Annotated in this window: 30 protein-coding genes and 1 other RNA gene; 7 read left to right on the top strand and 24 right to left on the bottom strand. The window is 61.9% G+C overall.

Translation table 11 applies throughout. The features are described from left to right. Positions 1-65: 65 nt before the first annotated feature. The 4 genes from ssrA (at position 66) to HQ843_RS17795 (ending at position 1,411) form a co-directional block, all read left to right on the top strand. Positions 66-424: a transfer-messenger RNA gene (gene ssrA / locus HQ843_RS17810) on the top strand. A gap of 100 nt (positions 425-524) precedes the next feature. Continuing rightward, positions 525-1,001: an SspB family protein gene (locus tag HQ843_RS17805; protein WP_180901892.1), complete on the top strand. Its 477-nt coding sequence runs from the start codon at positions 525-527 to the stop codon at positions 999-1,001. Between the two features lie 6 nt (positions 1,002-1,007). Continuing rightward, positions 1,008-1,202 carry a DUF4169 family protein gene (locus HQ843_RS17800; protein ID WP_180901893.1) on the top strand — a complete coding sequence of 65 codons (195 nt, stop codon included), beginning with the start codon at positions 1,008-1,010 and terminating at the stop codon, positions 1,200-1,202. Then, positions 1,199-1,411 carry a ribbon-helix-helix domain-containing protein gene (locus HQ843_RS17795; RefSeq protein WP_180901894.1) on the top strand — a complete coding sequence of 71 codons (213 nt, stop codon included), beginning with the start codon at positions 1,199-1,201 and terminating at the stop codon, positions 1,409-1,411. The genes HQ843_RS17800 and HQ843_RS17795 overlap by 4 nt, the downstream gene beginning before the upstream one ends. 6 nt (positions 1,412-1,417) lie before the next feature. Here the strand turns inward: HQ843_RS17795 and HQ843_RS17790 are convergent, their stop codons facing one another. From HQ843_RS17790 to glmU, 3 genes are read right to left on the bottom strand one after another with little or no spacing between them, the layout of a single operon-like run. Then, positions 1,418-1,918 (bottom strand): GNAT family N-acetyltransferase, encoded by a 501-nt coding sequence (locus HQ843_RS17790; RefSeq protein WP_180901895.1) that lies wholly within the window; start codon positions 1,916-1,918, stop codon positions 1,418-1,420. Further along, entirely contained in the window at positions 1,915-3,741 is a 1,827-nt protein-coding gene (gene glmS, locus HQ843_RS17785) for a glutamine--fructose-6-phosphate transaminase (isomerizing) (RefSeq protein WP_180901896.1), read from the bottom strand. The genes HQ843_RS17790 and glmS overlap by 4 nt, the downstream gene beginning before the upstream one ends. A gap of 4 nt (positions 3,742-3,745) precedes the next feature. Next, complete coding sequence (gene glmU / locus HQ843_RS17780; RefSeq protein WP_180901897.1) at positions 3,746-5,113, bottom strand: bifunctional UDP-N-acetylglucosamine diphosphorylase/glucosamine-1-phosphate N-acetyltransferase GlmU; 1,368 nt, start codon at positions 5,111-5,113, stop codon at positions 3,746-3,748. A 273-nt stretch (positions 5,114-5,386) separates the two neighbouring features. On the opposite strand from glmU, the gene HQ843_RS17775 reads away from it, so the two are divergent. Continuing rightward, a complete protein-coding gene (locus HQ843_RS17775) occupies positions 5,387-5,827 on the top strand; it encodes a hemerythrin domain-containing protein (RefSeq protein ID WP_180901898.1) in 441 nt (146 codons plus the stop codon). A 29-nt stretch (positions 5,828-5,856) separates the two neighbouring features. Here the strand turns inward: HQ843_RS17775 and HQ843_RS17770 are convergent, their stop codons facing one another. The 7 genes from HQ843_RS17770 to hemN form a co-directional block, all read right to left on the bottom strand. Next, on the bottom strand, positions 5,857-6,786 hold the full coding sequence (locus HQ843_RS17770) for a lipid A biosynthesis lauroyl acyltransferase (protein WP_180901899.1): 930 nt from the start codon (positions 6,784-6,786) through the stop codon (positions 5,857-5,859). Between the two features lie 90 nt (positions 6,787-6,876). After that, positions 6,877-7,908: a zinc-binding dehydrogenase gene (locus HQ843_RS17765; RefSeq protein WP_180901900.1), complete on the bottom strand. Its 1,032-nt coding sequence runs from the start codon at positions 7,906-7,908 to the stop codon at positions 6,877-6,879. 68 nt (positions 7,909-7,976) lie between these two features. Then, positions 7,977-9,257, bottom strand: a complete 1,281-nt coding sequence (locus tag HQ843_RS17760; protein WP_180901901.1) for a beta-ketoacyl-ACP synthase — start codon at positions 9,255-9,257, stop codon at positions 7,977-7,979. Between the two features lie 14 nt (positions 9,258-9,271). Further along, a complete protein-coding gene (locus HQ843_RS17755) occupies positions 9,272-10,474 on the bottom strand; it encodes a beta-ketoacyl-ACP synthase (RefSeq protein ID WP_180901902.1) in 1,203 nt (400 codons plus the stop codon). Between the two features lies 1 nt (position 10,475). Continuing rightward, positions 10,476-10,961: a 3-hydroxyacyl-ACP dehydratase FabZ family protein gene (locus HQ843_RS17750; protein ID WP_180901903.1), complete on the bottom strand. Its 486-nt coding sequence runs from the start codon at positions 10,959-10,961 to the stop codon at positions 10,476-10,478. Positions 10,962-11,037: 76 nt separating this feature from the next. Then, positions 11,038-11,325: an acyl carrier protein gene (locus HQ843_RS17745; protein WP_085986543.1), complete on the bottom strand. Its 288-nt coding sequence runs from the start codon at positions 11,323-11,325 to the stop codon at positions 11,038-11,040. Between the two features lie 96 nt (positions 11,326-11,421). Beyond that, positions 11,422-12,774, bottom strand: a complete 1,353-nt coding sequence (hemN, locus tag HQ843_RS17740; protein ID WP_180901904.1) for an oxygen-independent coproporphyrinogen III oxidase — start codon at positions 12,772-12,774, stop codon at positions 11,422-11,424. A 195-nt stretch (positions 12,775-12,969) separates the two neighbouring features. Here hemN and HQ843_RS17735 point away from each other — a divergent pair, with 195 nt between their 5' ends. Then, positions 12,970-13,701, top strand: coding sequence for a Crp/Fnr family transcriptional regulator (locus HQ843_RS17735; protein WP_180901905.1), 732 nt, complete (start codon positions 12,970-12,972; stop codon positions 13,699-13,701). Between the two features lie 7 nt (positions 13,702-13,708). Here the strand turns inward: HQ843_RS17735 and HQ843_RS17730 are convergent, their stop codons facing one another. After that, positions 13,709-14,161 carry a L,D-transpeptidase gene (locus HQ843_RS17730; protein WP_246710140.1) on the bottom strand — a complete coding sequence of 151 codons (453 nt, stop codon included), beginning with the start codon at positions 14,159-14,161 and terminating at the stop codon, positions 13,709-13,711. A 118-nt stretch (positions 14,162-14,279) separates the two neighbouring features. Then, positions 14,280-15,230, bottom strand: coding sequence for a nucleoside hydrolase (locus tag HQ843_RS17725; RefSeq protein WP_180901906.1), 951 nt, complete (start codon positions 15,228-15,230; stop codon positions 14,280-14,282). 134 nt (positions 15,231-15,364) lie between these two features. Between HQ843_RS17725 and HQ843_RS17720 the strand changes: the two genes are divergently transcribed. Then, the gene (locus HQ843_RS17720; RefSeq protein WP_180901907.1) at positions 15,365-16,156 is read left to right on the top strand and encodes a TSUP family transporter; all 792 of its coding nucleotides are present in this window, start codon (positions 15,365-15,367) and stop codon (positions 16,154-16,156) included. Here the strand turns inward: HQ843_RS17720 and cobU are convergent. From cobU to HQ843_RS17660, 12 genes are all read right to left on the bottom strand, one after another. Further along, a complete protein-coding gene (gene cobU / locus HQ843_RS17715) occupies positions 16,140-16,664 on the bottom strand; it encodes a bifunctional adenosylcobinamide kinase/adenosylcobinamide-phosphate guanylyltransferase (protein ID WP_180901908.1) in 525 nt (174 codons plus the stop codon). The two genes, HQ843_RS17720 and cobU, sit on opposite strands and share 17 nt — an antisense overlap. A gap of 219 nt (positions 16,665-16,883) precedes the next feature. After that, on the bottom strand, positions 16,884-17,885 hold the full coding sequence (locus tag HQ843_RS17710) for a glycine betaine ABC transporter substrate-binding protein (protein WP_180901909.1): 1,002 nt from the start codon (positions 17,883-17,885) through the stop codon (positions 16,884-16,886). Between the two features lie 310 nt (positions 17,886-18,195). Next, a complete protein-coding gene (locus tag HQ843_RS17705) occupies positions 18,196-18,627 on the bottom strand; it encodes a hypothetical protein (RefSeq protein ID WP_180901910.1) in 432 nt (143 codons plus the stop codon). Positions 18,628-18,839: 212 nt separating this feature from the next. Next, positions 18,840-19,529: a GntR family transcriptional regulator gene (locus HQ843_RS17700; protein ID WP_180901911.1), complete on the bottom strand. Its 690-nt coding sequence runs from the start codon at positions 19,527-19,529 to the stop codon at positions 18,840-18,842. Positions 19,530-19,624: 95 nt separating this feature from the next. Further along, on the bottom strand, positions 19,625-20,014 hold the full coding sequence (locus tag HQ843_RS17695) for a cupin domain-containing protein (protein ID WP_180901912.1): 390 nt from the start codon (positions 20,012-20,014) through the stop codon (positions 19,625-19,627). Positions 20,015-20,018: 4 nt separating this feature from the next. Beyond that, the gene (locus HQ843_RS17690) at positions 20,019-20,915 is read right to left on the bottom strand and encodes an NAD(P)-dependent oxidoreductase (protein ID WP_180901913.1); all 897 of its coding nucleotides are present in this window, start codon (positions 20,913-20,915) and stop codon (positions 20,019-20,021) included. A gap of 80 nt (positions 20,916-20,995) precedes the next feature. Then, positions 20,996-21,415, bottom strand: coding sequence for a carboxymuconolactone decarboxylase family protein (locus HQ843_RS17685; protein ID WP_180901914.1), 420 nt, complete (start codon positions 21,413-21,415; stop codon positions 20,996-20,998). Between the two features lie 60 nt (positions 21,416-21,475). Beyond that, positions 21,476-22,909 carry an aldehyde dehydrogenase family protein gene (locus HQ843_RS17680; RefSeq protein ID WP_180901915.1) on the bottom strand — a complete coding sequence of 478 codons (1,434 nt, stop codon included), beginning with the start codon at positions 22,907-22,909 and terminating at the stop codon, positions 21,476-21,478. Continuing rightward, positions 22,906-23,781 (bottom strand): NAD(P)-dependent oxidoreductase, encoded by an 876-nt coding sequence (locus HQ843_RS17675; protein ID WP_180901916.1) that lies wholly within the window; start codon positions 23,779-23,781, stop codon positions 22,906-22,908. The genes HQ843_RS17680 and HQ843_RS17675 overlap by 4 nt, the downstream gene beginning before the upstream one ends. Positions 23,782-23,837: 56 nt before the next feature. Next, a complete protein-coding gene (locus tag HQ843_RS17670) occupies positions 23,838-24,164 on the bottom strand; it encodes an NIPSNAP family protein (protein WP_180901917.1) in 327 nt (108 codons plus the stop codon). Between the two features lie 96 nt (positions 24,165-24,260). Next, positions 24,261-25,076, bottom strand: coding sequence for an N-acyl homoserine lactonase family protein (locus tag HQ843_RS17665; RefSeq protein ID WP_180901918.1), 816 nt, complete (start codon positions 25,074-25,076; stop codon positions 24,261-24,263). 87 nt (positions 25,077-25,163) lie between these two features. Beyond that, positions 25,164-26,381 carry an ABC transporter substrate-binding protein gene (locus HQ843_RS17660; protein WP_246710139.1) on the bottom strand — a complete coding sequence of 406 codons (1,218 nt, stop codon included), beginning with the start codon at positions 26,379-26,381 and terminating at the stop codon, positions 25,164-25,166. Positions 26,382-26,395: the final 14 nt, after the last annotated feature.

Genomic DNA, 26,395 nt, shown 5'->3' with positions numbered 1-26,395 from the left:
TTCGAGGGTTGTCCAACCGGAATACGGCCCTTGCCCATCGCGCGCATCGCAATTTATCGGCCATGCCCCTTTCCAGAAGCTTTTGAAACACTTATATCACGGGTGCCGGCTTGACCGGCTATGGTGATAAACGGCAATGCAATAAGCTTTTTGGACCCGGGGGCGGTACCCGGCGCCTCCACCACGATCAGGCGGAAAGGCCTGATTTTGATGGGGGCGAAACAGGATCGACAAGAGTGTAAAGATTGACCTTTTGCCCGGCATGATACCACCGTTATCGGGTCACAAGTGTAGTTGCAAATGACAACAACGCTCAGGGTTACGCTGTAGCTGCCTAATGGCGGTTCCAGAAACCCAATCGAAGTCCTTGCGGGTAGCACCGTAAGGCGGGGTCCGGAGGCACCTGGCAACAGAAGCCTCCACCTGAATTTGAACAAAATCCCCTATAATGATTGCGATTCGGAAAAAGCCGACTTATGGCTGGGAACAAGACGCATCAACCGGGCGACAGGCAGGAAGATTTTATGGGGCAGGACCATATTCGCTACGACGTTTTGGCACAGGACGCATTGCGGGGCATGATCCGCAAGGTTCTGGCCGAAGTGGCCGCAACCGGTCACCTGCCCGGCGAACATCACTTCTTCATCACCTTCCTGACCGGCGCGCCGGGCGTGAAGATCTCGCCGGCGCTGAAGGAAAAATACGCCCAGCAGATGACCATCGTCATCCAGCACCAGTTCTGGGATATGAAGGTCACCGACACCCTGTTCGAGATCGGCCTGTCGTTTTCCGACGTGCCCGAGCGCCTCGTCGTTCCCTTCAATGCGATTGTCGGCTTCTACGATCCTTCCGTCAATTTCGAACTCGAATTCGATGTCGCGACGCTCGAGGTTGAGGACGAGACCCCGACCGATCCGCCGATGACCGATGGCGACGACGGACCCGGCGGTGACGACGGCGCCTCCATCGTCTCGCTCGACGCCTTCCGCAAGAAGCACTGACCTGCAATGTGCGCCGAGATCGTCAATCTGCGGCAGCAGCGCAAACGCATCGACCGCCGCAAATCCGAACAAAAAGCCGCCGAGAATCGCGCGCTTCATGGCCTTGCCAAGGGCGAGAAGCAGCGGGAGAAGCTTGAACGCGACAAGGCCCTGCGCCAGTTCGATCAGGGACGGCGCGAGCGCGGCGACGACGAGGCGTGATTCGCAAACACTCCGTCAGCCTTCATGGCCATCGCACCAGCTTTTCGCTCGAGGATGAATTCCACGCCGAGTTGACCCGGATCGCGGACACCCGCGATCTCAGTCTCGCAGCCCTTCTCGCCGAAATCGACGACAACCGGGAAAGCGACGTCAATTTGTCGTCGGCAATCCGGCTTTTTGTGTTGGCGACATTGAAGGCGGGAAGCTGAAAGGCGTCAGGCCTTGCCGTAAAACGCCTTGTGAAAGGCAACCTTGCCCCGCGGCATCACGCCATCGAAATCAAGCGCCATGAAATGCCCGGGCGGCGCACCGTCCAGCGTCAGCGCCGGTTCGTGACGGAAGCCGAAGCGCTGATAGAAGCCGGGCGCGCCCAATACCACGACCCCGCGCGCGCCGTCGTCCTTCAGAAGCTCCAGCCCCCCGAGCACAAGCGCGGCGCCGATCTCGCGACGCTGAAACGCCGGGTCGACGGCGAGCGGGCCGAGACCGAACCAACCATCGTTGCCGTCGGATATGCCGACCGGCGAAAACGCGATATGGCCGACGGGGCGCCCCTCCTCCTCCGCCACCAGCGCCAGCGACAAGGCCCCGGCCTTGCGCAGCCTGCGGATGATATCGGCTTCGTGGCCGTCGCTATAAGGCATTGCCGCAAAGGCTTCGGCCACGAGTTCGGAGATTGCCGCCACATCGTCCAGGCGTTCCCGGCGGATGATCATTCCACCGTCACCGCCTTGGCCAGATTGCGCGGCTGGTCGGCATCCGTGCCCATGAATACGGCGGTATGATAGGCGAGAAGCTGGATCGGCAGCGAGAACACCATCGGCGCGATGAATTCCGGCATATCCGGCAACACGATGGTCTGCATGGTTTTCAGCTCGGAGGCCCGTGCGCCGCTTTCATCGGTGATGAAAATGATCTTGCCGTCGCGGGCCGCGACTTCCTGCATGTTCGATACCGTCTTTTCGAAGAACCGATCATGCGGCGCGATCACGATCACCGGCATGTTTTCGTCGATCAGCGCGATCGGGCCGTGCTTCAGCTCGCCGGCGGCATAGCCTTCGGCATGGATATAGGTGATTTCCTTGAGCTTCAGCGCGCCCTCCAGCGCCAGCGGATAGCTGGTGCCGCGGCCGAGATAGAGAACGTGATGGAAGTGCGAAAGTTCGCGGGAGAGCTTTTCGATCTGCGGCTGCACGGCGTGCAGCACCTGGCTCATCAGCCGCGGCACTTCGGAAAGCGCGTGCACCAGCGTCCTTTCGTCGTCTGGCGCGAGCGTGCCGCGTTCGCGCCCGGCCCGCAGCGCCAGCGAAGCCATCAGGGCCAATTGGCAGGTGAATGCCTTGGTCGAGGCGACCGAAATTTCGGGGCCCGCCAGGATCGGAAACACCGCATCGGCCTCGCGCGCGATGGTCGATCCGGTAACGTTGACGAGCGCGCCGGTCTTTGCGCCCTGCTCCTTGCAATATCTGAGCGAGGCGAGCGTATCGGCGGTCTCGCCGGACTGCGAGACGAAGAGTGAAAGCGTTTGGTCCAGAATCGGCAATTCCCGATAACGGAACTCGGAGGCAACGTCGATCTCCACCGGCAGGCGCGCGTACCGCTCGATCCAGTATTTGCCGATCAGGCCCGAGAGATAGGCCGTGCCGCATGCGGCGATGGTGAGCCGGGAAATCTTCGAGAAATCAATCCCGTCATCGGCCTTGGCGCTTCGCCCGGCTGCGAAATCGCAATAGCGGCCGAGCGTGTGCGAAATCACCTCCGGTTGGTCGAAGATTTCCTTTTCCATGAAATGGCGGTGATTGCCCTTGTCGATCAGCATCGAGGACAGTTGCAGCGGCTGGCGCTGGCGGCCCACCGGCGCGCCGGTAAAATCGCAGAATATGACCCCGTCGCGATCGACGATCGCCATATCTCCGTCTTCCAGATAGGAAATTCCGGTCGCCAGCGGCGCGAGCGCTATGGCATCGGAGCCGACATACATCTCGTCATCGCCATGGCCGATGGCAAGCGGCGGGCCGTAGCGGGCGACGAACAGCGTATCCGGCCGATCCTTGAACAGGATCACCAGCGCGAAGGCGCCGCTGACCCTTTGAAGCATGGCCAGCACCGCATCGCGCGGCGCCATGCCCTCGCGGCGATAGCCGTCCAGCAGGCGGGCAACCACTTCGGTGTCGGTGTCGCTCGAAAACGTGACGCCCTGGGCCTTCAGCTCCGCGCGCAATTCGGCGAAATTCTCGATAATGCCGTTATGGACGACGGCGACATCGCCGGCGATGTGGGGATGGGCATTGGCCTCGTTGGGAACTCCGTGCGTTGCCCAGCGGGTGTGGGCGATGCCGGTCACGCCGTCCACCGGATCGTCCGCAAGGCAGGATCGCAGGTTTTCGAGCTTGCCCGGCGCACGGCGGCGCACCAGTTCCGTTTCCTCGATCACCGCGATACCGGCCGAATCATAGCCCCGATATTCAAGCCGCTTCAACGCATCGACCAGCCGTCCGGCCACCGGCCTGACACCTACGATCCCGACAATTCCGCACATATGGTCACTTGCCCCCGGTTTTGTTGCGTGCCGCCTTGATGGCCAGCGAGCGGGCGCGCAGCAATTCGGCGCGCCCTTCCTTGTTTTCCTGGCGTCCGCGCGCAAGCGCGAGCGCATTATCGGGAACATCGCGGGTTACCACGCTGCCGGACGCGACATAGGCGCGGTCGCCGATGCGGACTGGAGCCACGAGCGATGAATTGGAACCGACGAAACTGTCCGCCCCGATTTCGGTCCTGAACTTGTTGACGCCATCATAATTGCAGGTGATCGTTCCCGCTCCGATATTGGCCCGCGCGCCAACGTTCGCATCACCGATATAGGTCAGGTGGTTGACCTTGGCGCCGACGCCGATATCGCCGTTCTTTACCTCGCAGAAATTGCCGACCTTGGCATCCTCGTGCAGCACGGCGCCCGGCCGCAGCCGCGCGAACGGCCCGACCTTGCTGCCCGGAGCGATCTTCGCGCCCTCGATATGACTATAGGCATGGATCGTGACATTTTCTGAAATTTCCACGCCGGGACCGAAGAAAACGTTCGGCTCGATCAGGCAGTCGGCGCCGATGACGGTATCGTGGCAGAGGAACACGGTTTCCGGCGCAATCATGGTCACGCCGGAGAGCATCAGCGCGCGGCGGCGGCGGCCCTGCCAGATGCGCTCAAGTTCGGCGAGTTCCGCGCGGTTGTTGCAGCCCAGCACTTCCTCGGCATCGGTCATCACCACACTTGCGCGCCCGCCACTCGCCAGCGCCGCCTCGACGATGTCCGTCAGATAGAATTCGCCCTTGGCGTTGTCATTGCCGATCGCATCCAGCAGTTCGAGCGCGCGTCTTCCGCTGAAGGCCATCAGGCCGCTGTTGCAGCGCGTGACCTTACGCTCCTCGTCGCTGGCATCCTTTTCCTCGCGAATGGCGTAAAGCGCGCCGTCGCGGGTCAGAAGCCGGCCGTAACCTGTCGGCTTCTCGCTTTCAAAGCCGATCACCACGACGTCGTTGCCCTCGCCAAGCCCCGCCCGCGCCCTTGCCAGCGTATCGACCGTCACCAGCGGCGTGTCGCCATAGGTCACGATAACATCGTCATAACCGCGCTCAAGCGCCGCGCGGGCGGCAAGCACGGCGTGGGCGGTGCCAAGCCGCTCGCGCTGCTCGTAGGTCTCGAGCGCCACGCCGGGCAGCGCACAGGCGTCAGCAACCTTGTCGCCGTCGCGACCGACAACCAGCGCGACCGCATCGACGCCGGAACGGGAAACCGTGTCGACCACATGCGCCGCCATCGCGCGGCCCGCCACTTGATGCAGCATCTTGGTCTTTTCCGACTGCATCCGCGTTCCGTCGCCCGCTGCCAGAACAATCGCCAGTGCACTGCGTGACATGAAATCTCCTTCCGTTCCCGGCCGTTATTCCAGTACGGTTTGTAGCCCAATCCTGACCGACTCCTATTCAAAAAATATGAACAAATTTCATGTGCGGCGCGCGCGGATGAAGAGTTTGCAAAATATCCTTGTCCAGGCTCCCCGCTTGTTGCTGAAGCGGCGCGGAAACGGTCTTGACCCAGGTCAATGAAACCCGGGCGCAGTTGATCGCAAATGGCAGGATGATAGCGGCGGCAAAAGCCGCTCTGCGATTTCGACAAGCGGGAAACGGATGTGAGCAAGACCATCCTGGGCAAAAACCTGGCGCCGTTTTCGGCCCTCTCATCGACACATGGCACGATTGCCGGGCTGTGCGATGCGCTGGAAGCTGTTGCCGATTCTCTTCCCGGCAATATCGATCGTCGGAGTTGCCAGTGTCTGGCGGAAACTCTGGTGCCCCTTCTCAAACTGGCGCAGCAACAGGAGGAACGGCAGGTGTTCCCCGTATTGCGCGTAAGAGGCGGCGCCGCCGAAACATTCGAACGGCTCCTCTACGAACATTTCGAAGACCTCTGCTTTGCCGAGGAAGCAAGCGAAGCGCTCTCGGGGCTCGCCAGCGAAAACGACGTCAATACGGAGGCGGTCGGCTATCTGCTGCGCGGCCTGTTTACGATGCTGAGACGCCACATCGCCTTCGAAAGGCAGTTCCTTGAGAGCCAGTCGGCGACGGAATAGGCAGCGTTTCCGTGAAAGCAGGAGACGCGTCAAGACCGCTTCCGGCGGTTCCAGCGGTCGTGATACCAGAGCCACTGCTCGGGATATTCCCGCACCCAGCTTTCAACCTTGTCGTTCAGCACCTGGGCCGTGGCCGGTATGTCGATCGCGCCTTTTTCATTTCGCGGAAGCGTGATCTCGTCTTCCAGCACCAGCCGGAACCGGTTGTCCGGCAGACGGATGCAGCGTGCCGGATAGATCGCGCAGTCGAATTGCCGTGCGAGCTTGCCGAGCAGCGGATTGGTCTGCACCTCCTGCCCAAAAAATGACGAGTGGGTGCCGCGCTTGAACTTCTGGTCCACCAGCACGCCAACGCCGCCGCCCTGATCCAGCGTTCCCGCCAGCGCGAACGCCGATCCGGCATGCGAAGGCACCAGATCGCCCATGCGCTTTCTTCGGAAACGGAACACCTTCTTGGCGATGTACGGATTGTTCGGGGGGCGGAACAACACCGAGACATGGAGGTGGAACGACGCGGCGGCGACCGGCAGCAGCTCGAAATTGCCGGTATGGGCGGTGAAGACGATGAACGGTCGATCCCGATTGAGCAGCGTCAGAAAACGCTCCGCGCCCTCGACCTCGATCCGGCCATGGATGTCGTTCTCCGGATCGAAATCGAAAAGCTCGTCCAGAAACACATATTCCGCGGCCAGCCGGCCGATATGACCCCAGCTTGCAATCGCGATGCGCTTGATCTCGGCCTCGCCCTTTTCGGGAAAAGCTTTCCCGAGGTTTTCGAGAATCAGCTTGTGGCGACCGGTATGGGGGCCGACTTTTCGCATCACCCAATCGGCAAAGCGTATAGAACCGTCCGCGGGAAACAGCTTGAACACCGAAAGCAGCGCGAAAATCAGATAGGCCACCAGCCATTGCTGGAACTGGCGGGCTTTCAGGACAATACGGGTTATGAAGGATTTCAACGGATCGGGCCCATATTAGAACAATGCGGCGCAACTGCCGCGCCGTCCGTGTTTTATCGGCGAAAGCACGTCAGTCAAGCCAAGCCGCAATCAGTCCTCGATCCTGAGCACGATCTTGCCGAAGACCTGTCGCGTTTCCATCCGCTCCAACGCCTTGTCGATGCCGTCGAAATCGACCAGCGTATCGATCACCGGATGAACCAGCCCCTGCGCCATTTTCTGCATCGCATTTGCCATGTTTTCCATCCGGCAGCCGAAAGAGCCGAGCAGCTTGAGCTGCTGCTGGAACAGCATCATCAGGTTGATGCTGGTGGATACGCCCGAGGTCGATCCGCAGGTCACCAGCCGGCCGCCGCGCTTCATCGCCAGCATCGAGCCCGCCCAGGTATCGGCGCCGACATGCTCGAACACGACGTCGACGCCCTTCTTCTTCGTGAGCTTGCGCACCACGCCCTCGAACCGGTCCTCGCGATAGTTGATGATGTGATCGGCGCCGAGCGCGCGGGCCTTTTCCATCTTGTCATCGGAGCCGACCGTGGTGATCACGGTGCAGCCGGTCTTCTTTGCAAGCTGGATCGCGGCCGAACCGATGCCGGAGCCGCCGGCATGGACGAGGATGGTTTCGCCCGGCTGGAGCTTCGCATTGTCGAACAGCATATGCTCCACCGTCCCGAATGTGACGGGCGCGAGTGCCGCGGCAACCGGATCGACGCCGGGCGGGGCCGCAACGAGCTGACGGGCGGGAATATTGATCTTTTCCTGCGCGAAACCATCGAGATGAAAGCCGTGAACGCCGCCGACATGTTCGCACAGATTCTCGCGGCCCTCGCGACAGGCCTTGCAGCGCCCGCAGATGCGCGCCCCGTAGATCGCCACCAGATCGCCCGGCAGCACGTTCGAAACCCCTGCCCCGATCGCCTCGACCACGCCGGACGCTTCAGCGCCGATCGTCAGCGGCAGCTTGCGCTTGGCAAACGCCATGCCGCGCCAGCCCCAGACATCGATATGGTTGAGGGCGACCGCCTTCAGCCGCAGCGTCACTTCGCCGGGCGCCGGCGCATCGGGCTCTGCCACGTCGCGCAATTCGATCTTGCGGTCATCGGTCAGTTGCAGGGCGCGCATGGACAATTCCTTCATATTCAGAAACTTAATGGCATTTCATAACTAGATGCATCAAAATCTTCACCGGTTCAGGCGGGCTCTCGCGTCATCACCAGGCAGGCGTTCTGGCCGCCAAAGCCGAACGAATTGGAAAGCACCGATCCGGCATCGGCCGACCGCTTCACATTCGGAATAACATCGAGTTCGATGGTCGGGTCCGGGTTGACGTGGTTGATGGTCGGCGGCAGCACGCCGGTCAGCATCGACTGGAACGAGAACACCGCCTCGACAGCGCCCGCCGCCGTCAGCGTGTGCCCGATCATCGACTTGTTGGACGACAGCGGGATCGACTTCAGCCGCTCGCCGAAGACGGCGCTGAGCGAGGAATATTCCATCTTGTCGTTTTCCGGCGTGGAGGTGCCGTGGGCGTTGATATAGTCGATCCCGTCGATATCAAGCCCCGCATCCTCGAGAGCCGCGCGGACCGTCGCGATCGCCGGCGCGCCATCGGGCGAGGACCGGGTGCGGTGGAAATGATCGGCCTTCTCGCCGCAACCGCGCACGATGCCGTAGACCTTCGCGCCGCGGGCGACAGCGGAGGACAGTGATTCGAGGATCAGCGTTGCCGCGCCCTCGGCGATCACGAAACCGTCGCGATCCTTGCTGAAGGGCTTGGAGGCCTTTTCCGGCGGGTCGTTCTGGGTCGAGAGCGCCGAAAGCAGCGAGAACCGCACCAGCGCCTCGGCGCTGACGGAGCCGTCGGTCGCAACCGTCATGGCGCGCTCGGTGCGGCCCTGGCGGATCGCCTCGACGCCGAGCTGGATCGCCGTCGCCCCGGACGCACAGGCCGTCGATGTCGTCACCGGCAGGCCGCTTGTGCCGAACCGGTCGGCGATCCGCTCCGAAATCGAGCCGAACAGCACCGCCTCGTGAAAAGCGGGATCGCCCTTCTCGCGCATGGCGGCAAGGAAACGGATATAGGCGTCGTTTTCCTCGACCGGCGGGCCGGCGCGGTCGGCCAGCGCGAAGCGCATCGACCATTCCGGCTCCACGGGCGGGGCAGCGAGAAACAGCGGCGCGTTGAAATCGCCCGAAAGACCGGCGGCGGCAAGCGCCTCCTCGATCGTTGCCTCGGCAAAGGCATAGGAGCGGGAGACGGCATTGTCTTCCGCCGGGATGAAGTCGACCGTGCCGGCAATGCGGGTGGAAAGGTGATCGGTCGGAAAGCGCGAGATCTGGTGGATACCCGACACGCCTTCCGTCAGCTTTCTCCAGTTGTCCTCGATGCCGCGACCGAGCGAGGTTACCACGCCCATGCCGGTGACGGCGACGAGCGGGCGGCCGAGATGATCTGTATAGGCATTGGTCATCTGCCGGTCCTTCCTTATTTCTCGGCCGAGAGCACGGCAACGCCCTCGCCGCGCTGGTGCCCGACAGTGGTCACCGCGATCTTTTCGGCCGGCGCCGTCATCGGCTGCTCGCGACCGGAATTGAACACGGGCGGAACGGCCTTCCTGTCGAGCGAAAGCGCTGCCAGCGCGATGCCGAGCGTGAAATTGGCTTCCATGGCGTGGCCGGTCATGCCGGTATAGCCGCGTAGCGGCGCCGACGGGAAATGCTCTTTCAGGAAAGCGGACTCGCGCATGGTGATATCGGTCAGGCCGGTTGCGCCGGAAAACACGGCCTCGTTCGCGGAGCCGGAAAAACCGGCATCCCTGAACAGCCGCTCGAGCCGCTGTTCGAAACGGCCATCGTCACGCTTCCCGCGATCGCCCTCGACGCCGGAAAGCACGGCATAGATGTGCGCGTCGCGGGCCTTGGCATGTTCACGTGATTCGAGCACCACGAACGCCCCGACCGTGCCCATGATCATGCCGCCTTCAGCTTCCGCGGGCCGGTCCCACAGCGGCGTCCAGTCTCCGCGGGAAAGCGCATGCGCCGATTCCATCATCAACAGGATATCGCGCCGCTCGGCGATGAACGATGCGCCCACCAGCGTATGGCTCGACTGGCCGGCCAGAATGCGTGCATAGGCCGTTGCGACTGCGGAAATGCCGGCAGCTTCCTCGCCCATGAAGGTGCGCGAGGAACCGGCAACCTTGTGCACGATCGAGATATTGCCCGCGACCAGATTGGCAAGCTGGGCCAGAAACAGCGTCGGGCGCAGTTCGGTGGTCAGCTTCTCGTTCAGCAGGATCTCGCGATCATTGCGCTCGCGCGCCTCATTGGCGATCAGGCTGTCGACGGCGATATCGCGTTCGCCGCCGCCGGCGGCGACGATCATGTCCATCGTCGCGCAAAGGTCCTCATGTTCCTTCATACCGGCATCGTCGAGCGCGAGGCCGGCGGCGTAGACGCCGAGGCGCTGCCAGTTTTCCATCTGGCGCTGGTCGCCGCGCTTCGGGATCTGGTCCTTCCAATCGATTTCCGGCAGCGGGTGCACCGGATAGGGCGCGCAGATGTCGGCATCGATGCGGATTTCGGGTTGGCCGCCGGTCAGCATCGCGACGTGCGGCTCAAGGCCGACGCCGAAACTTGTGACCAGGCCGACGCCGGTGACCACGACATCATTGGCGGATTTTGCCATTTCAGGACCTCTCCGCGACCTGTCCGGCAATTGCCGCAAACAGGCCGACTTCCTCGGCGCGCCGCTTCACGATCGGCGCAAGTTCATTGTCATCGAAAGACATCGTGCGGAATTTGAGCTGGGCGCTCGCGATCGGCTTTCCGCCGGACGCGATCTTTGCCTTGGTGACGGCAAAACCAGAGCCTTCATGTTCCAGTCGGGCTTCGATATCGAGTACGGCGTTCGGCGCCACGAAACCGCGCAGCTTGGCGCTGTCGACCATCATCAGAAACGGCATCGCCGTGCAATCGTTAACGGCGAGGAGCAGCATGCCGGATGCCTGCGCCATGGTCTCGATCAGCAGCACGCCCGGCACCAGCGGCATGCCCGGAAAATGCCCCTCGAAAACCGGGCTTTTTTCGGGAACCGTGGAACGCGCGACAACCGTACCGGCGCTGATATCCGCCGACACGATCCGGTCAATCATCTGGAAATATTCGAGCAGCATGAATGCTTTCAGCCCCTGCATCAGTTCCGCAGCGAAGCCAGGCGGGCTGAGATGCCGGTCCGCAAACCGGCCGCCCTTACGACTGCTTTGCCGCTCTCAACTCGTCGATCTTGGCGCAGAGATTCTTCAAAATGAAGTACTCGTCTGCGTCGACCTTGCCCTCGTTGACGTCCTGCGTCCACTTTTCGAGCGGGATCTTGATACCGAATTCCTTATCGATCGCAAAGACGATATCGAGGAAATCGAGGCTGTCGATGCCGAGATCGTCGATCGTATTGCTTTCCGGCGTAATCTGATCGCGGTCGATTTCACTCGTTTCCGCGATGATATCGGCAACTTTATCAAATGTAGCGCTCACGCCTATTACCTCTTCATCTTTGAATTCTGCCCTCCTCATAGGCAAAGATTGGCGAAAAGCCAATGGCCGCAAGGTGAGTGAGGGCAATTTTTCGACTGTAGCTCAGACAGCCGCCGAATGGCGACCCTTCCCGCGTCCAAGATAGGTATCGAAAACCGCAGCAACAGACCGGGCGAACGGAAACGCCTCATTTTTCAACCGAAATCCGAACCGGTCATGGTCGCACACCTCCGGATTTTCCCGCGCATAGGCCTCGGCCTCGGCAATGATGACGTCGGCTGCCGCACCGAATCGGGCTCTGAGTTCGCAGGCGGAGAACCCGTAGGCGCACATGATTCGCTCGATCACGAAAGCGCGCAGACGATCCTCAGGTTGAAGCGCGATGCCGCGCACCGCCGCCAGATCGCCGCTCTCGACCATACGCCGGTACTCCCCGGTCGCCGGCATGTTCTGCCAGTAGCCCTCGGGCAACTGGCTGATCGACGACGCGCCGAGACCGATCAGCGCATCGGCGCTTTCATCGGTATAGCCCTGGAAATTGCGCCGCAGCCTGCCGGCGCGCGCCGCGCGCGCAAGACTGTCCTCGGGAAGAGCGAAATGGTCGATGCCGATCGCCTCATAGCCGGTCTCGGCAAGCCACCCGGCCGCAAGCGACATCTGGCGGAACCGGGCATCCGCATCCGGAAGCGCGTCTTCGGGGATCAGCGCCTGGTGTTTCTTCATCCATGGCACATGGGCGTACCCGAACAAGGCGATCCGATCGGGTTTGAGGGAAATGATCTGCTCGACGGTCTTCGCCATGGTGTCGATCGTCTGATACGGCAGGCCGTAGAGCAGATCGCAATTGACGGACTTCACGCCGCGCGCCCGCATCGCCGCGATCACCTCGGCCGTCTGCCCGAAAGTCTGAAGGCGATTGATGGTTTTCTGCACCCTGGTGTCGAAATCCTGGACCCCGAGGCTCGCCCGCGTCACGCCGATCCCGGCAAGCGCATCATAGCGCTCCTCATCGAGATCGTTCGGGTCCATCTCGACGCTGATCTCGGCATCATCGGCGAAATTGAAGGCCTCTCGCAGCCAGCCCATCAGGCGGTGCATGTCTTCGGGCTCCAGCATGGTCGGCGAGCCGCCGCCCCAATGCAGGCCCGTCACCTCGACATCGGGCGACACCAACCGGCCCACGGTCTCGATTTCGTGTCTCAGGCTCTCGAGATAGGCGGCAACGGGTTCGTATCTGAGCGTGTGCTTGGTGTGGCAGGCGCAAAACCAGCAGAGGCGGTCGCAATAGGGAATATGGACATAGAGCGAGAGTTTCTGGCCGGCGCCGAGCATCGCGATCCAGCTTTTCGCCGTATCCGAACCGATGCCCTGGTGAAAATGCGGGGCCGTCGGGTAGCTGGTATAACGCGGAACCGGCTCTGAAAATTTCCTCAACAACTGCCGTTGCGACGTCATGACGCGCCCCTTCCTGACTGATGATGCAATCGGGATAGACGGTAGCGCTTGCGGCAGCTTTGACTTTAATCAAGTATGGCTGCAGAGTGGTTCCGTTAGGCTGGGAACACGGTTGGAGCGGCGCCTGGCTAAATCGACCGGTGTCGCAGAAAATAAAGCAAGTGGTTCCACGCCACGGCGGATTGGAAACGCGCAATGACCGAAAAAACCTATCGAACCTATGAAGGCGACGACATCGTACCTCATGTATGCCGGGCCTGCGAGGCGCGGCACGGCGGCATCTGTTCCGTCTTGTCGTCCGAACAACTGGCGCTGCTCAACAAGCATTCCTCGCGCCGGGTGATCGAAGGCGGAGCGGAAGTCGTTGGGCAGGGCGAGAGTGTCGACAGCTATTCGAACATTCTGCGCGGCGTGGTGAAGCTATCCAAGATGATGTCCGATGGTCGCCAGCAGATCGTCGGCCTGCAGTTCGCGCCCGATTTCATGGGCCGCCCGTTCTCGCGCGAGAGCGCGCTGACGGCGGAAGCTGCGACCGAGACGGAAATATGCACCTTTCCGCGCGCGGCGCTGGAACGCATGATCGCGCAGTCGCCCGAACTCGAACACAAGCTCTACGACCAGTCCTTGCAGGAACTCGACGAAGCGCGCAACTGGATGCTCACGCTCGGCCGCAAGAGCGCGCGCGAAAAGGTCGCTTCCTTCCTGCATCTGATCGCAACCCATATCGATCCGCTCGCCGACGACGGCTGCACCTTCGATCTGCCGCTGTCACGCGCCGATATCGCCGATTTTCTCGGCCTCACCATCGAGACGGTCAGTCGCCAGATGACCAAGCTGCGCAACGAGAAAATCATCATCGTCGAAAACAACCGCCATGTCAGCGTGCCGAATATCGACAGGCTGAACGCGGCCGCCGGCAACGACTGAGGCGGGCTCAGTCGCCGATCACCACCGTGACATTTTCAAGCCCCATCGTTCGGGCGAGTTCGAACAGCAGCGCCGCGTTGTCGGGGTGCAGGCGCACGCAACCGTGCGAGGCGGGACTGCCAAGCCGCGACAGCTGATCCGTGCCATGCACGGCATAACCGCGGTGAAAGAAGATCGCAAACGGCATCGGCGCGTTGTTGTATTTGCGCGAGCGGTGGTTCTTCGACAGCCATTCCGCGCCGTAGACGCCGGGCGGCGTCGAGTAACGCCCCGCCCCCGTGGAGACCGGCCAGACATAGCGCTCATACCCGCCGACGATGACCTTCATGGTCTGCGTCGTCAGGCTGACCGCCGCAACCACCTTGCCCGGTTCGAAAATCTCGTCGCCGGATTTGCGGGCGGCATTGGCAGTCGACGCCGCGCCAAGCAACACCAGTAGTGCAAGCAGTATCCCACGCATAGCAACCCCCGACACACATATGTCCATCGAGAACAGTATGTGCGCCGGAGTTTACTATCAACGCGATACTAATTTTAAGGTAAACACAACCGGCGAAAGCGCCGGTTCGATTTCCGCATCAGGGAGCAAGGGTGCGCGCGACCAGATCAACCGCCTTCACAGCTTCGATCGTCATCGCGACCTCCTGCTCGGGCTTGTCGTCCCAGGGGCTCGGCGGGAAGAACTGCGCGGAAGGTTTCTGGAGCGTGAGACCGTCGGCGATGCCGCCGCAAACCACCCGCACCGACCCCTTGCGCAAACCGAACAGTTCCGGGGCAACGACATAGACGCAGGCGCAGCTGTCATGCACCACCATTCCGTCATCGACCTGCTGGCTGTAGAAATCGATATAAGGATCGGAAATCCGGGCAAGCAGTTCGACCGCAGGTCCGCCGCGCAGCGCCAGATCCTTCATCATCGTGCGCGTCATCACCGTCTGGATGGTGACGTCGAGGCCGATGATCACCACCTTCCACGGCGCGGTGAAAACGATATCGGCGGCTTCAGGGTCGCCGTGGATGTTGGCCTCGGCCGCCGGCGTCACATTGCCGTTCTTCTCGAACGAACCGCCCATAACGACGATCTGCTTGACGAGGCCGGCGATTTCCGGGTCGCGCGCCAGCGCCATCGCCAGATTGGTCATGCGGCCGACGGCGACAATCTCGACCTCGCCGGGATGCTCGCGCACCGTATCGATGATGAACTGGAAGGCCGGGCGCGGATCGAGCGGCACATCGTCGATCGTCTCCGGCATCTCGATGTCGCCGAGGCCGTTGACGCCATGCACGATCGTCGGCCACGGCGCCATTGGCCGGCCCGGATCGAAGGTCACGTCGGCGCCGCGCGCGACGGGCGCATCAATGCCGAATTCACGCTTCAGAAACTGCGCATTGCGCGTGGTCGTGTCAGCCGACGCATTGCCGAACACCGAGGTGATGCCGAGGAGTTCGATATCGGGATGGCGTTCCAGGAAGAGCAGCGCCATGGCATCGTCAATACCGGGGTCCGTGTCGAAAATTACCTTGTGCATGAAAACGCATCCTGTTTTCAGAAAGTGGAGAACGGCGTTTGCGCCGCGTCGAGAAAGGCCCTACACGATCCGGAGACAAAAGGAAACGCCGCTTGTCCGCGCGGTGGTTCACCTGCCCTTCGGAGGGTATTTTAGTGTTTGAATCCAGTATAGAATTGCTGCTGATCCTGTTTGCGGCCGCCTACATCGCGGGCTTCGTCGATTCGATTGCGGGCGGCGGCGGGCTGATCACGATACCGGTGCTGCTGATCGCCGGCGTGCCGCCGCTGCAGGCGCTCGGCACCAACAAGCTGCAGGGGATATTCGGCGCCGCCTCGGCCACGATCTCCTATACCCGCGCCGGTCGGGTCGATCCGAGGACGCAATGGCCGATGGCGTTGCTCGCCGTTGCCGGCGGCGCGCTCGGCGCTCTTGTCGCCACGATGATTTCCGGAGATGCGCTGCGCGCCGCCCTGCCCTTCCTGCTGGTCGCGATCGGGCTCTATTTCGCGCTGCGCACGGGTCTCGATGACAGCGATCGCCACGAGCGGCTTTCAGCCCCGCTTTTCGCCGCGCTGATCGTGCCCGCCATCGGCTTTTACGACGGGGTATTCGGGCCGGGAACCGGATCATTCTTCATGATCGCCTTCGTGACGCTCGGCGGTCTCGGCATGCTGAAAGCCACCGCACACACCAAGTTCCTGAACCTTTCGACCAATATCGGCGCTTTCGCGGTATTCCTGTTCGGTGGCGCGATCCTGTGGAAGGTCGGGCTGATCATGGGCGTGGGCCAGTTTCTGGGCGCCCGCACGGGTTCCAATCTCGCCATGAAGAACGGCGCGAAAATCATCCGCCCGCTGCTGATCCTGTCCTGCATGGCGATGGCAGTCAAGGTGTTCTTCGATGAGAATAACCCTGTGTATCAATGGCTTATGATGAATTTTTAAGATAGAGCGGCAAGCCGGCGGCCATGAAGACCACCTCCGCCGAGACTGCCGCGATGCGCTGGTTCAAAATACCGGCGGCGTCGCGGAAACGCCGGGCCAGCGCGTTGTCCGGCACGATCGACAGGCCCACCTCGTTGCTGACCATGATCAGGCGATAGGGGCAACGCGCGACGAAATCCGCAAGCCGCGCGCCCTCCGCCTCGATATCGCGCTCCGCCAGCAGCAGATTGCTGAGCCACAGCGTCAGACAGTCGAGCACGACCACCGGCGCATGCTCCCGTTCCAGCGCTTCCAGACGCTCGACAACCGCAAATGGCGCTTCATGGGTGACCCAGTCGCTGCCGCGCTCGGCCCGGTGTCGCGCGATCCGCGCCGTCATTTCGGCATCGTCCATGCTTTCAGCGGTCGCGATATAATGCAGGTTGTCGCCGCTTTGGCGCGCCAGCATTTCGGCATGACGGGACTTGCCGGAGCGCGCTCCGCCGAGAACGAGGCAAGCGGCGTTCATCCGGCCGTTCCCGGTCGGAGGCTCGATCGGGAGGAAGATGCGCCGGCGGGCGGCAGCTTGGCGAAAGCGAACGATTCGTAGTTCATGGAGGCGTCCGCTGTGTTGATCGCAAAGCGTCACGATGACCGAACGGGGACCATCCCCGCAGGCGTTTCTGCCGCCCTCGCCGGCGCGCATCAATGATAACGGCGACCGGCGGACAGCGCAATCCGCCAACGGTCAGAACTTGTCGGCGACCTTTGCCGCGACGTCTTCCGGCAGCCAGGCCTGCCAGACATCGGGATACTCGGCTAGGAAATGGCGCGCCGCAGCTTCATTGCCGACCCCTTCCTGATCCATCCAGGCCAACACTTCGTTTACCGTGCCGTTGCTCCAGGAGCGAGTGTTGAAATAGTTCATCAATTCGGGATTTTCATCGACGAAATCGGCGGAGATCAGCGTGTAGACGGCCGAGACGGGATAGGTATTGAGCTTCGGGTCGGGACAATCCGGCACGATGGTGCAGCTATCCCACTCCTCCTTGCTGAATTCGACCCCGAAGCTGAGTTTGACCATGGGGTGATCGCCGAGAAGTGCTGTGGGAGCCCAGTAATAACCGAGCCAACCTTTCGTTTCCTCGAAGGCCTTCCTGATCGATTCGTCGAGAGCGGGAGCCTCCTTCACATCGTAGAGCGTGAAGCCGGCCTTGTCCGCATCGAGAGCGCGGAACAGATTTTCGGTCGAGGTCCGGCAGGCCCAGCCTTCGGGACAATTGAAGATGGCCGGCTTGCCGCCCTCCTCGGCCGGCATGAAAAGCTCCGGATGCTGCAAAGCCTGCTGCACGGTGGTGATGCCGGGATTGGCATCGACAATGAATTTGGGAATCCACCAGCCCTGAACGCCGCCCTCGCTCAAAAGCGCCGCGCCGAAGGCGACGCGCTTGTCGGCGACCGCCTCTTCCAGCGCCGGCGACATGCTTTCAAACCAGAATTCCGGTACGATTTCGGGCTTGCCGGTCTGCACGATCGTCTCGACGGCGCTGTTGGTGTCGCCTTCGACCAGCGTCACCGTGCAGCCGTAGCCCGCCTCCGCGATCAGCTTGTCGACCCAGGCCGCAAGCCCGGCCGAGGGCCAGTTCAATTCCGCGATCGTCATGTCGCGACAGTCGACCGCGGCGGCAGCGGGACTGGAAAACAAGGCAACGGCGGAGGCCAATGACAAAGCGACGACATGGGACTTCATTGTTGCTGTTTCCTCCGATAACCGCACTGGGCCGGTTTGCCGCCCCTTGAGGGCTGTAACGCCCCATTCGTTCAAGGATACGTCTGTCGCGCTAAAATAACAAATCGCAAAGCATGGCTTTTGTGCCGAAATTCGCCAGGTTTCCGCCTTTATGCGCAACCGCTAACCAACCGGTAAGGTTCTGCCGCTAGAAAAGACGTCAGCGGACGGTTGCGCGGCAAATGACCTCCCGGCTCTATCAGTTTCGCGTTTCCGGGATTGCCGTTTCAGGTATTGCGTATGCAACCGCCGCACAGGGTCGGGCGAGGCGCTAGATCTTCTTCACCACCCAGGAATAGCTGTCGGTCACCACATGCAGCGGCGCCGTCAAAACGGTTCCGAGCGTCTGGCGCGACGGCACTATCCCCATCAGCGCCGCCATCGATCGCCCGCTCAGGCGCCGAAGCAGGCTCGGCGTGTCGGTCTCCGACGCCACGCTCGGTTTCTCAGGCACGGTTACGGATGAAGGCAAGCCGGCATCCGGGTTGCGCCCAAGCGCGACATTGACGAGTTCGCCCGGCTCGCGGCAGACAGCAATGATAGTGGGATAGCCGGCGGCGTCATAAGCCGACAGGGCCTTTTCCAGCTCGCCATCGCAGGCCTCCACGGTGGCGTAGCGGGTTTCGGCCATATCAATGTAGCTGCACTGGTTCAGGCTGTCATCACAGCCGAAAATCGTCATCGCAATCAGCGCCGCCTGCATGCCTCACCTCATTCGTTTCAGGGCTGACTACATCTTCCGCGCGAATACGCCTCAAACAAGGCGGCGACGCTCAAACGCCGCTCCAGATTCTTTATTTTGACGCATCGGGTTAACGAAAAACCGGATTCCACTTTTTCGCCCGACACTGCCTTACTGAATCTGCGCATCGGGCAGAGGGAGCATACGCGTACTCCCGGCAAAGGCCGATCGACTTAGGCCTCGGCTGCCACGGAAGCCCGCTGTTCCTTGAGGAGTTGAAGGGCGACGACGCAGGCGTTCTCTACGTGCAGGGAGGCAATCCTGGCGGCTTCCTCCGCGTCGCGTTTCTCAAGCGCTGCTGCCAGGGCGTCGATTTCGGCGAGGCTCTGGTCGATGCGTTCGGGATGCATCAGCGAGGTCGCGCGGAGGATATTGATCCGCGAAAACAGGCTTTGCAGCACCTCGCGGACGAGGTTGTTGCCGCAATTGCCGAGCATGGTGTTATAAAGCCGGCTCTTGGCTTCCAGCACTTCCGACTTGTCACCGGACAGGGCATGCTGGCGAAGCGCCTCGGCGCCCCTGGCAAATTGACTGATGGCTTCATCGGAGCCGTTCAGGGCGAATTCTCGCGCGGCGAACCCTTCGAGCACGCCACGCAGCGCATAGAGTTCCTTCGCTTCCTCCAGCGAAATGACGGCGACGACCGGGCCCTTGTGCGGCACGATCTCGAGCAGCTTTTCGGCTTCCAGCTTGCGCAGCGCTTCCCTGAGCGAGGTGCGGCTTACGCCGAGTTCCTCGCACAGTTCCCGTTCGATGAGCCGGGCCCCCGGCTTGTACCGGCCGGAGGTGATCGCCTGGCGGACAGCGTTCTCGATCTGCCGACGCAATGTGTCAGGTTGCAGCGCTGTCCCACGTGAATTCATCAAGCCATCCCGTATTACATTATGACTATCCGCCATTAACACGAAATACCCGCACGCAACAAGCCGCCTGCCGCGCGGCCCCGCCCGGCAGGCGGCTATTTGTCGGCGGAGCGATAGTCGGCTTCGGCGACCTCCTCCAACCAATCGGTCCTGCCGATCGAGATGGCGGTGTGCAGCAGATAGCTGTCGGCGGCCGCGCCATGCCAGTGCTTTTCACCCTTGGCGATCCAGACCGTGTCGCCGGTGTTGAGTTCCTGCGCCGCTTCGCCTTCCTTGCAGACCCTGCCCTTGCCGGCAATGACCGTCAGGACCTGGCCGGTTTCATGGGTATGCCAATAGGTGCGCGCGCCGGGCGAGAAGAACACGTTGTTGATCACAACGCCATCCGTCGGCGGCATCACGGGATCGGCGTGAACCGTTCCCGTGAAAGTCTCGGTTTTCACTTCCGATGGGGCGCCGGTCTGGCGGCCGTGGAAAATCTTCATATCCTCAATCCTTTTCGTGGAGGCGAACTTTGCCGGAAATGTCGCCGATGGCATCGACGACACGATTGCTGATGACATCGCCATAGCCAAGCGCGGTTGCAAGGCCGAAGCTCGCCATCGGCCCGGAGGCGTTCAGCGAGGCAACGCCCAGTTCGTGGAGCAGATCGCAATAGAGTAGCACGTCCTTGGTCATCAGCTTCGAGGTAAGCCCGCCCTCGAGATAATCGCCATCGACGATCTTCGGGAACCGGTTCAGGGTCGCGAAGTTCACGCCGCTGCTGGCGTTGAGAACCTCGAGCAGGCGGTGAAGGTCGAGACCGGCCTTCCTGCCGGCGACCATGACCTCGGCTGTGGCGGCCAGGCTGACGGCATTCAGAAAATTGTTCAAGAGCTTGGCGGTGTGCCCCGCGCCGCTTTCACCCATCAGAATAACCTTCCTGGCGATCAGCGCAAACACGGGTTCAAGCCGCCCGATCGCACCGGCGTCACCGCCGACCATCAGAGTGAGCGCGGCCTTCTCCGCCGCCGCAGCGCCGCCGGAGATGCCGGCATCGACATAAAAGGCGCTCTTCTCCGAAAATTTCGCCGCGATCCGCCGCGTCGAGGCCGCCGAAGCCGTGCTCATGTCTGCGACGATCTGTCCGGCGCGGACATGGCTCAGCAGACCGCCCTCGCCCTCCACCACCTTCTCGATCACCGTGCTGTCGGGCAGGGACAGAAAAACGATGTCGGTCTGCTCCATGATCTGCCGGGTCGAGGAGGCCCGCACCGCACCGAAACGGTCCGCGGCGCTCTCGTCCATGTCGAACCCCAGCACCTCGATGCCGCCCGCCACGATGCAGCGGGTCATCCGCCCGCCCATGTTTCCAAGTCCGATGAAGCCTATCGTGTCGATTGACATCCTGCGCTAACCTTTACTGAGCGTATCCGTTTTACAAAGGGGCAATGCTGTTGCCCTCCGACCCGCAACGACGCGCGGTGCTATTCGTTCGGCGCGGACTGATCCTGCTGCTCGGCGGACCAGTCATTCAGCACGGCGCTTGCCGTCCTGAAGGCGGCAAGCGCCGCCGGCGCGCCGCAATAGACCATCGCCTGCAACAACACCGCCTGGATCTCCTCGGGCGTCACGCCATTGTTGAGCGCGCCCCTGACGTGGACTGCAAGTTCGTGATGCTGGTTCATCGCGGTCAGCATTGCAAGGTTCAGCATGCTGCGGGTGCGGAACGGTAGCGTTTCATCGCCCCACACCTCTCCCCAACAGTATTCGGTCACAAGTCTCTGCGCCGGGCGGTTGAACTGATCCGCCTTTTCCCACGACTTTTCGACATGAGAAGCGCCCAGCACCGCCTTGCGGTTCCGGAACCCTTTTTCGAACATTTCGTTTTCAACTTCACCTGACATGACATCCAACCTTCCCCGCTCCGCGCGGTCGTCCAGTTCCCAAATGGCAAAGGGCAGGCGTCATTGGCCCGCGCCGTAACCGATCATCGCTTTCGTTTCGAGATATTCGCGTAAACCCGCCTCGCCCCATTCGCGGCCGTTGCCGGACCGGCGAAAGCCGCCGAACGGCGCCGCAAAGTCCGGCGGCGGGTAGTTTATGTGCACCTGACCACCTGAGAGCCGCCGCGCGAACCCGCGCGCGCGTTCCGTGTCGGCAGACTGAACATAGGCGGCAAGCCCGTATGAGGTGCCGTTGGCGATCGCGACCGCCTCATCGTCGCTGTCGTAAGGAATGATCGCGAGCACGGGGCCGAATATCTCTTCGCTCGCGATCGTCATGTCCGGGGTGACGTCGCTGAAGACGGTGGGCCGCACGAAGTAACCCTTGTCGAGCCCCTCGGGCCGGCCGGGTCCGCCGGCCACCAGCGTCGCGCCTTCCTCGATGCCCTTGCGGATGAAGTTCTGGACGCGCTCGAACTGGCTCCGGTTCACGATCGGGCCGAGTTGCGTGTCCTCGCGGTCCGTCGGTCCCACGCGATAGGTCGCGGCGGCTTCCGCGGCAATCGATGCGGCTTCCGCCATCATCGCGCGCGGCACCAGCATGCGGGTCGGGATCGAGCAGGACTGCCCGGAATTGGTGAAACAGCCGGCCACGCCCCGGCGCACGGCATCGTCGAGATTGACATCGTCGAGCAGGATATTGGCGGATTTGCCACCGAGTTCCTGGGCCACGCGCTTGACTGTGGGAGCGGCCGCGCGCGCAACTTCGATCCCGGCCCGGGTCGAGCCGGTAAAGGAGACCATATCGATATCCTCGTGGCCCGCAATCGCCGCGCCGACCTCAGGGCCGGCGCCGTTCACGAGGTTGAACACGCCCGGCGGCACGCCGGCCTCATCGATCACCTCGGCCATCAGCAGCGCGCTCACCGCCGAATACTCGCTGGGCTTCAACACCATCGTGCAGCCGGCAGCAAGCGCCGGGGCGACCTTGACGATCACCTGGTTCACGGGCCAGTTCCAGGGCGTGATCAGCCCACAGACACCGACCGACTCATAGCGCAGCCGCGTGGTGCCCTGGTCTTCCTCGAAGCTGAAACGATCGAGCACGTCGAGCAGCGCGTTGACATGGATCGGCACGCGGGGGGCCTGAAATTTCGTGGAAAACCCGATCGGCGCTCCCATTTCCAGCCGCATCGCCTCGGCAAATTCATCGAAACGCCGGTTATAGATATCGAGAATCCGTCTCAGAAGCCGCCGCCGCTCGTCCACCGATGTCCCTGCGTAAGCGGGGAAAGCCCGTCGCGCGGCGGCAACGGCCCGGTCGACATCTTCCTTGCTTCCAAGCGCAAGCCGGGCGTAAATCTCCTCGGTTGCCGGATCGACGAGATCCATCCAGTCCGGATTGGCCGGATCGACCCACATGCCGTCAATATAGAAGCTGGCGAAATCCTTCATTGCGGGTCTTCCGAAAGGAACCGATATATCTCGGTGTGGTCGGTCGCGGGCGAAACGCCTTCGGCAATCCGGTGCCAGGCATTTATGCCGTAAGCGCCGAAACTCAGCGTGTAGCCGACCGATTCGGCAAGCGAGCCTGCAATCGAGAGGTCCTTGTCCATCAGCTTGAGCGAGAAACCAGAGCCGAACGTGCCCGAGAGCATGAACTGCTTGACCTTGTTTTCGGAGGTATTGCTGCGACCGCTCGAGGCGTTGAGCACATTGGTCATGACGTCTTCGGCGATGCCGAACCGCTTGGCGACATGCAGCGCCTCGACCGTGATCATCAGCCCGCAGGCCGAGACCAGATTGTTGAGCGCCTTGGCGGCGTGACCGGCGCCGGCCGGCCCGATGAACAGGATGGACTGCCCCATGACCTCAAGGATCGGGCGGGCTTCATCCATCTGAGCCTCGCTGCCGCCAACGAGGATCGCCAGCGTACCGTTTTCGGCGCGTTTGACGCCGCCTGAAACCGGCGCGTCGAGATAATGAAGACCGCGCCCGGCAAGCGTCCCGGCAAGTTCGCGCGAGCGCACCGGCTCCGAGGAGCTCATGTCGATCATCAGCGCGCCGGGTTTCAGCCGGTCGGCCCAGCCGTTTTGCAGCAGAACGGTCTCCACGATGGCAGAATTCGGAAGCATGGTGATCAGCACGTCCAGCTCTGTCGCCGCAGCCTCCGTCAGGGGCATGGCGGAAAGCTTCGCGCAGATATCGCTGACACGCTCCGGATCCGCGTCTGCGACATAGAGCGTGTGGCCGGCCCCCTTGATGCGCGCGCACATCGGCGCGCCCATCATGCCAAGCCCGATAAAGCCGACCCTGCGCGCGCTCATGACCCGCTCTCCGAAAACCTGAATTCCATTTCCGATACGCCCTCCCTGGCGAATTTCTAGCGCAAGGCCGAAAAGTCGGTGGGCGCGAGAAAGCTGTTCTCGACCCGGGCGACGATCGGCGCGTTTCGTTCGGATTCGGCGCGCGCGGCAATCCAGTCGGGGTCCGACTGGAACGCATTCCAACGCTTTTCGCGATCGGCCATGCTCTCCCATTTCAGCAGATAGGTGAGCGCATGATTGTCCGGGCCGACGACAGTCGTCCAGAAGCCGATCTGCTCGATGCCGTATTTATCGAAGAAGCCCAGCGTCGTTGACCGGAACCGTTCCATCAGCGCCGGCAGACGGCCCGGCGCACAATAATAAATCCGGAGCTCCACGATCATTCGACAATTCCTTCTCTTGACAGGGTTGGAGTCTATTTGCGCTATGACATTCCGTCAATAATACAATGTTTGCTTTCGCGAGTTAATCAGCGTATTTCACAGAGTGAAACCAGCGCCTTGCGAGCGTTCGTCCTCGTCAAGCTTGACCGCAAACGCCGCGGTTTGATCATTGAACGACGGATACCGGTTCATCACCGCTGGATCATGTCCGGGGACGATGTGGCTGTCCCTGCCGGCCAGTTCCTTCAGCCGGTGATACCCGACCACCGTGTCGGAAACGCTGTCGCAGGTCGGAAACACCCGCCCCGTCTGAAAGTGCTCGTAAAGATGGCTGGCGTCGGATGCCAGCACCACCGGGCCGCGTTTCGTCTCGACCCGAACGCATTGCAAGCCACGGGAATGGCCGCCGATGTGATGGACGGTGATACCCGGAAAGATCTCGCGATCGCCGACGCAGAACGAAACCTTCCCGGCATAAATACGTCGGACCATCCCGGTGATGTCGTCCACCTCATAAGGGTGGTTAAGGTAATGATGACACATGCAGGGACCGGTGGCGTAGCGCATCTCGCTTTCCTGCATGTAAAAGCAGGCATTCGGGAACAGATCGTTATTGCCGGCGTGATCGTAATGCATATGCGTGGTGATCACGTGTTCGACGGCGTTGAAATCCACGCCGACGGCCGACAGAGCCGTGTGGACCGGGGTTATCAGTTCACGGCCGCGGCGCCCGCCGGACTGCGGATTGAACCCGGTGTCGACCACGATCGTGCGGGCCTCGTTGCGGATCACCCAGACATAGTAATCGATCGGCATCGAGTGGTCATGGGCATCGCCGCCGATGAAGTTCTGCGACGCCGGACGATCATTGCGGGCGTATTTCAATGCCAGGATTTCGTATCTGTCGGTCATTCTGCTCTCGCCTCAACTATCCGATTTTCCCTTACCGGAAACGGAAAATGCGCGTCCGGCGATCGCGCGACCGCCGGACGCTTGTTGCTACTTCTTCGGCCACATCGGCGCGGACAGCGCCAGGTCTTCCGGGAACACGGTGACCGGAACGCCGTCCTGCCACTGAATGACCGTAAGGCTCGCTCCCTCGCGACGGCCCTTGTCGTCGAAGCTCAGCGTGCCGCCGGGATAGTATTCGGCCGGCCCGGCGTCGAGTTCGCGCAACGCGTCGCCGAGGGCGGCGCGATCGCGGCTGCAGCTCTTCTCAAGCGCTTCCTTGAACAGCCAGATATCGCCATAGGTCGAAACGGCATTCTGGGTCATCCAGGGTTCGCCGTAAACATCGTTCAGCCGCTTGATCAGATCCTCCTGCCCCTTGGTGCCCCAATTGGCGACGGCGGACATGACGCCCTCCAGCATTTCCGGCGGCATCGTGTTCAGGACTTCGGGTTCGGCAATCGCGATGCCAAACGAAATCACCGGAACCTCGACCCGGAATTCCTTCATCTTTTCAAGGATGAGCTTGCTGTCCGAAATCACCGTCGGCAGGAAGAACAGCAGATCCGGACGCTTCTGGCGAACCTGCTGGACCAGTGCCGTGGCGTCGGCGAGCGGCGGCGTGAACACTTCCTCGAACACGAGGTCGAGGCCGACATCGGCCAGCAGACCGTTCTTCATGCGCTCGACCGAGGAGAGCGACGCGGCGGTATTGTCGGTGATGACGGCGACCGTCTTCGGCCGCTTGCCGGTCTGTTCCTCGGCAAGATCCAGAATGATCGGCAGGGCGAGCTGTGCCTGTACGCCGGCGGTGGCCGAGGTCTGGAATACGTTCCTGAAGCCCCGATCGGTGATCTGGTCGGAATAGGAAAGCGTCAGCATCGGCAGGTTCGCGCGCTCCGTGACCTCGGTAACGGCCAGCGTGAACGAGCTGAGATAGGCGCCCGTGCCGCCCACCAGTTCCGGATATTCGGCGACCATACGCTGGGCGGCATTGGTTGCCTTCTCGACGGTATCGCCGGAATCGATCACGACCAGCTCAAGCGGCGCACCGTCCATGCAGGCAATGCCGCCGGCATCGTTGACATCCTGCACGGCAAGCTCTGCGCCCATTTTCATCACGGTTCCCGGCCGGGCGTAGATGCCCGAAGTCGGCGCGATCAGGCCGATCTGGACCGGCTTTTCCTGCGCCAGCGCCGGAACACCGGCAATCGCGGCGGTGGTCGCCGCCAGGGCCAAAGCGAAACTTCTCTTCAAATGATCAGTCATGTCTTCCTCCTCCT

This window comes from Martelella sp. NC20 (genome assembly GCF_013459645.1).
In the GTDB taxonomy this organism is placed as follows: Bacteria; Pseudomonadota; Alphaproteobacteria; order Rhizobiales; family Rhizobiaceae; genus Martelella.
This window is presented reverse-complemented; position numbering and strand designations above follow the sequence as displayed.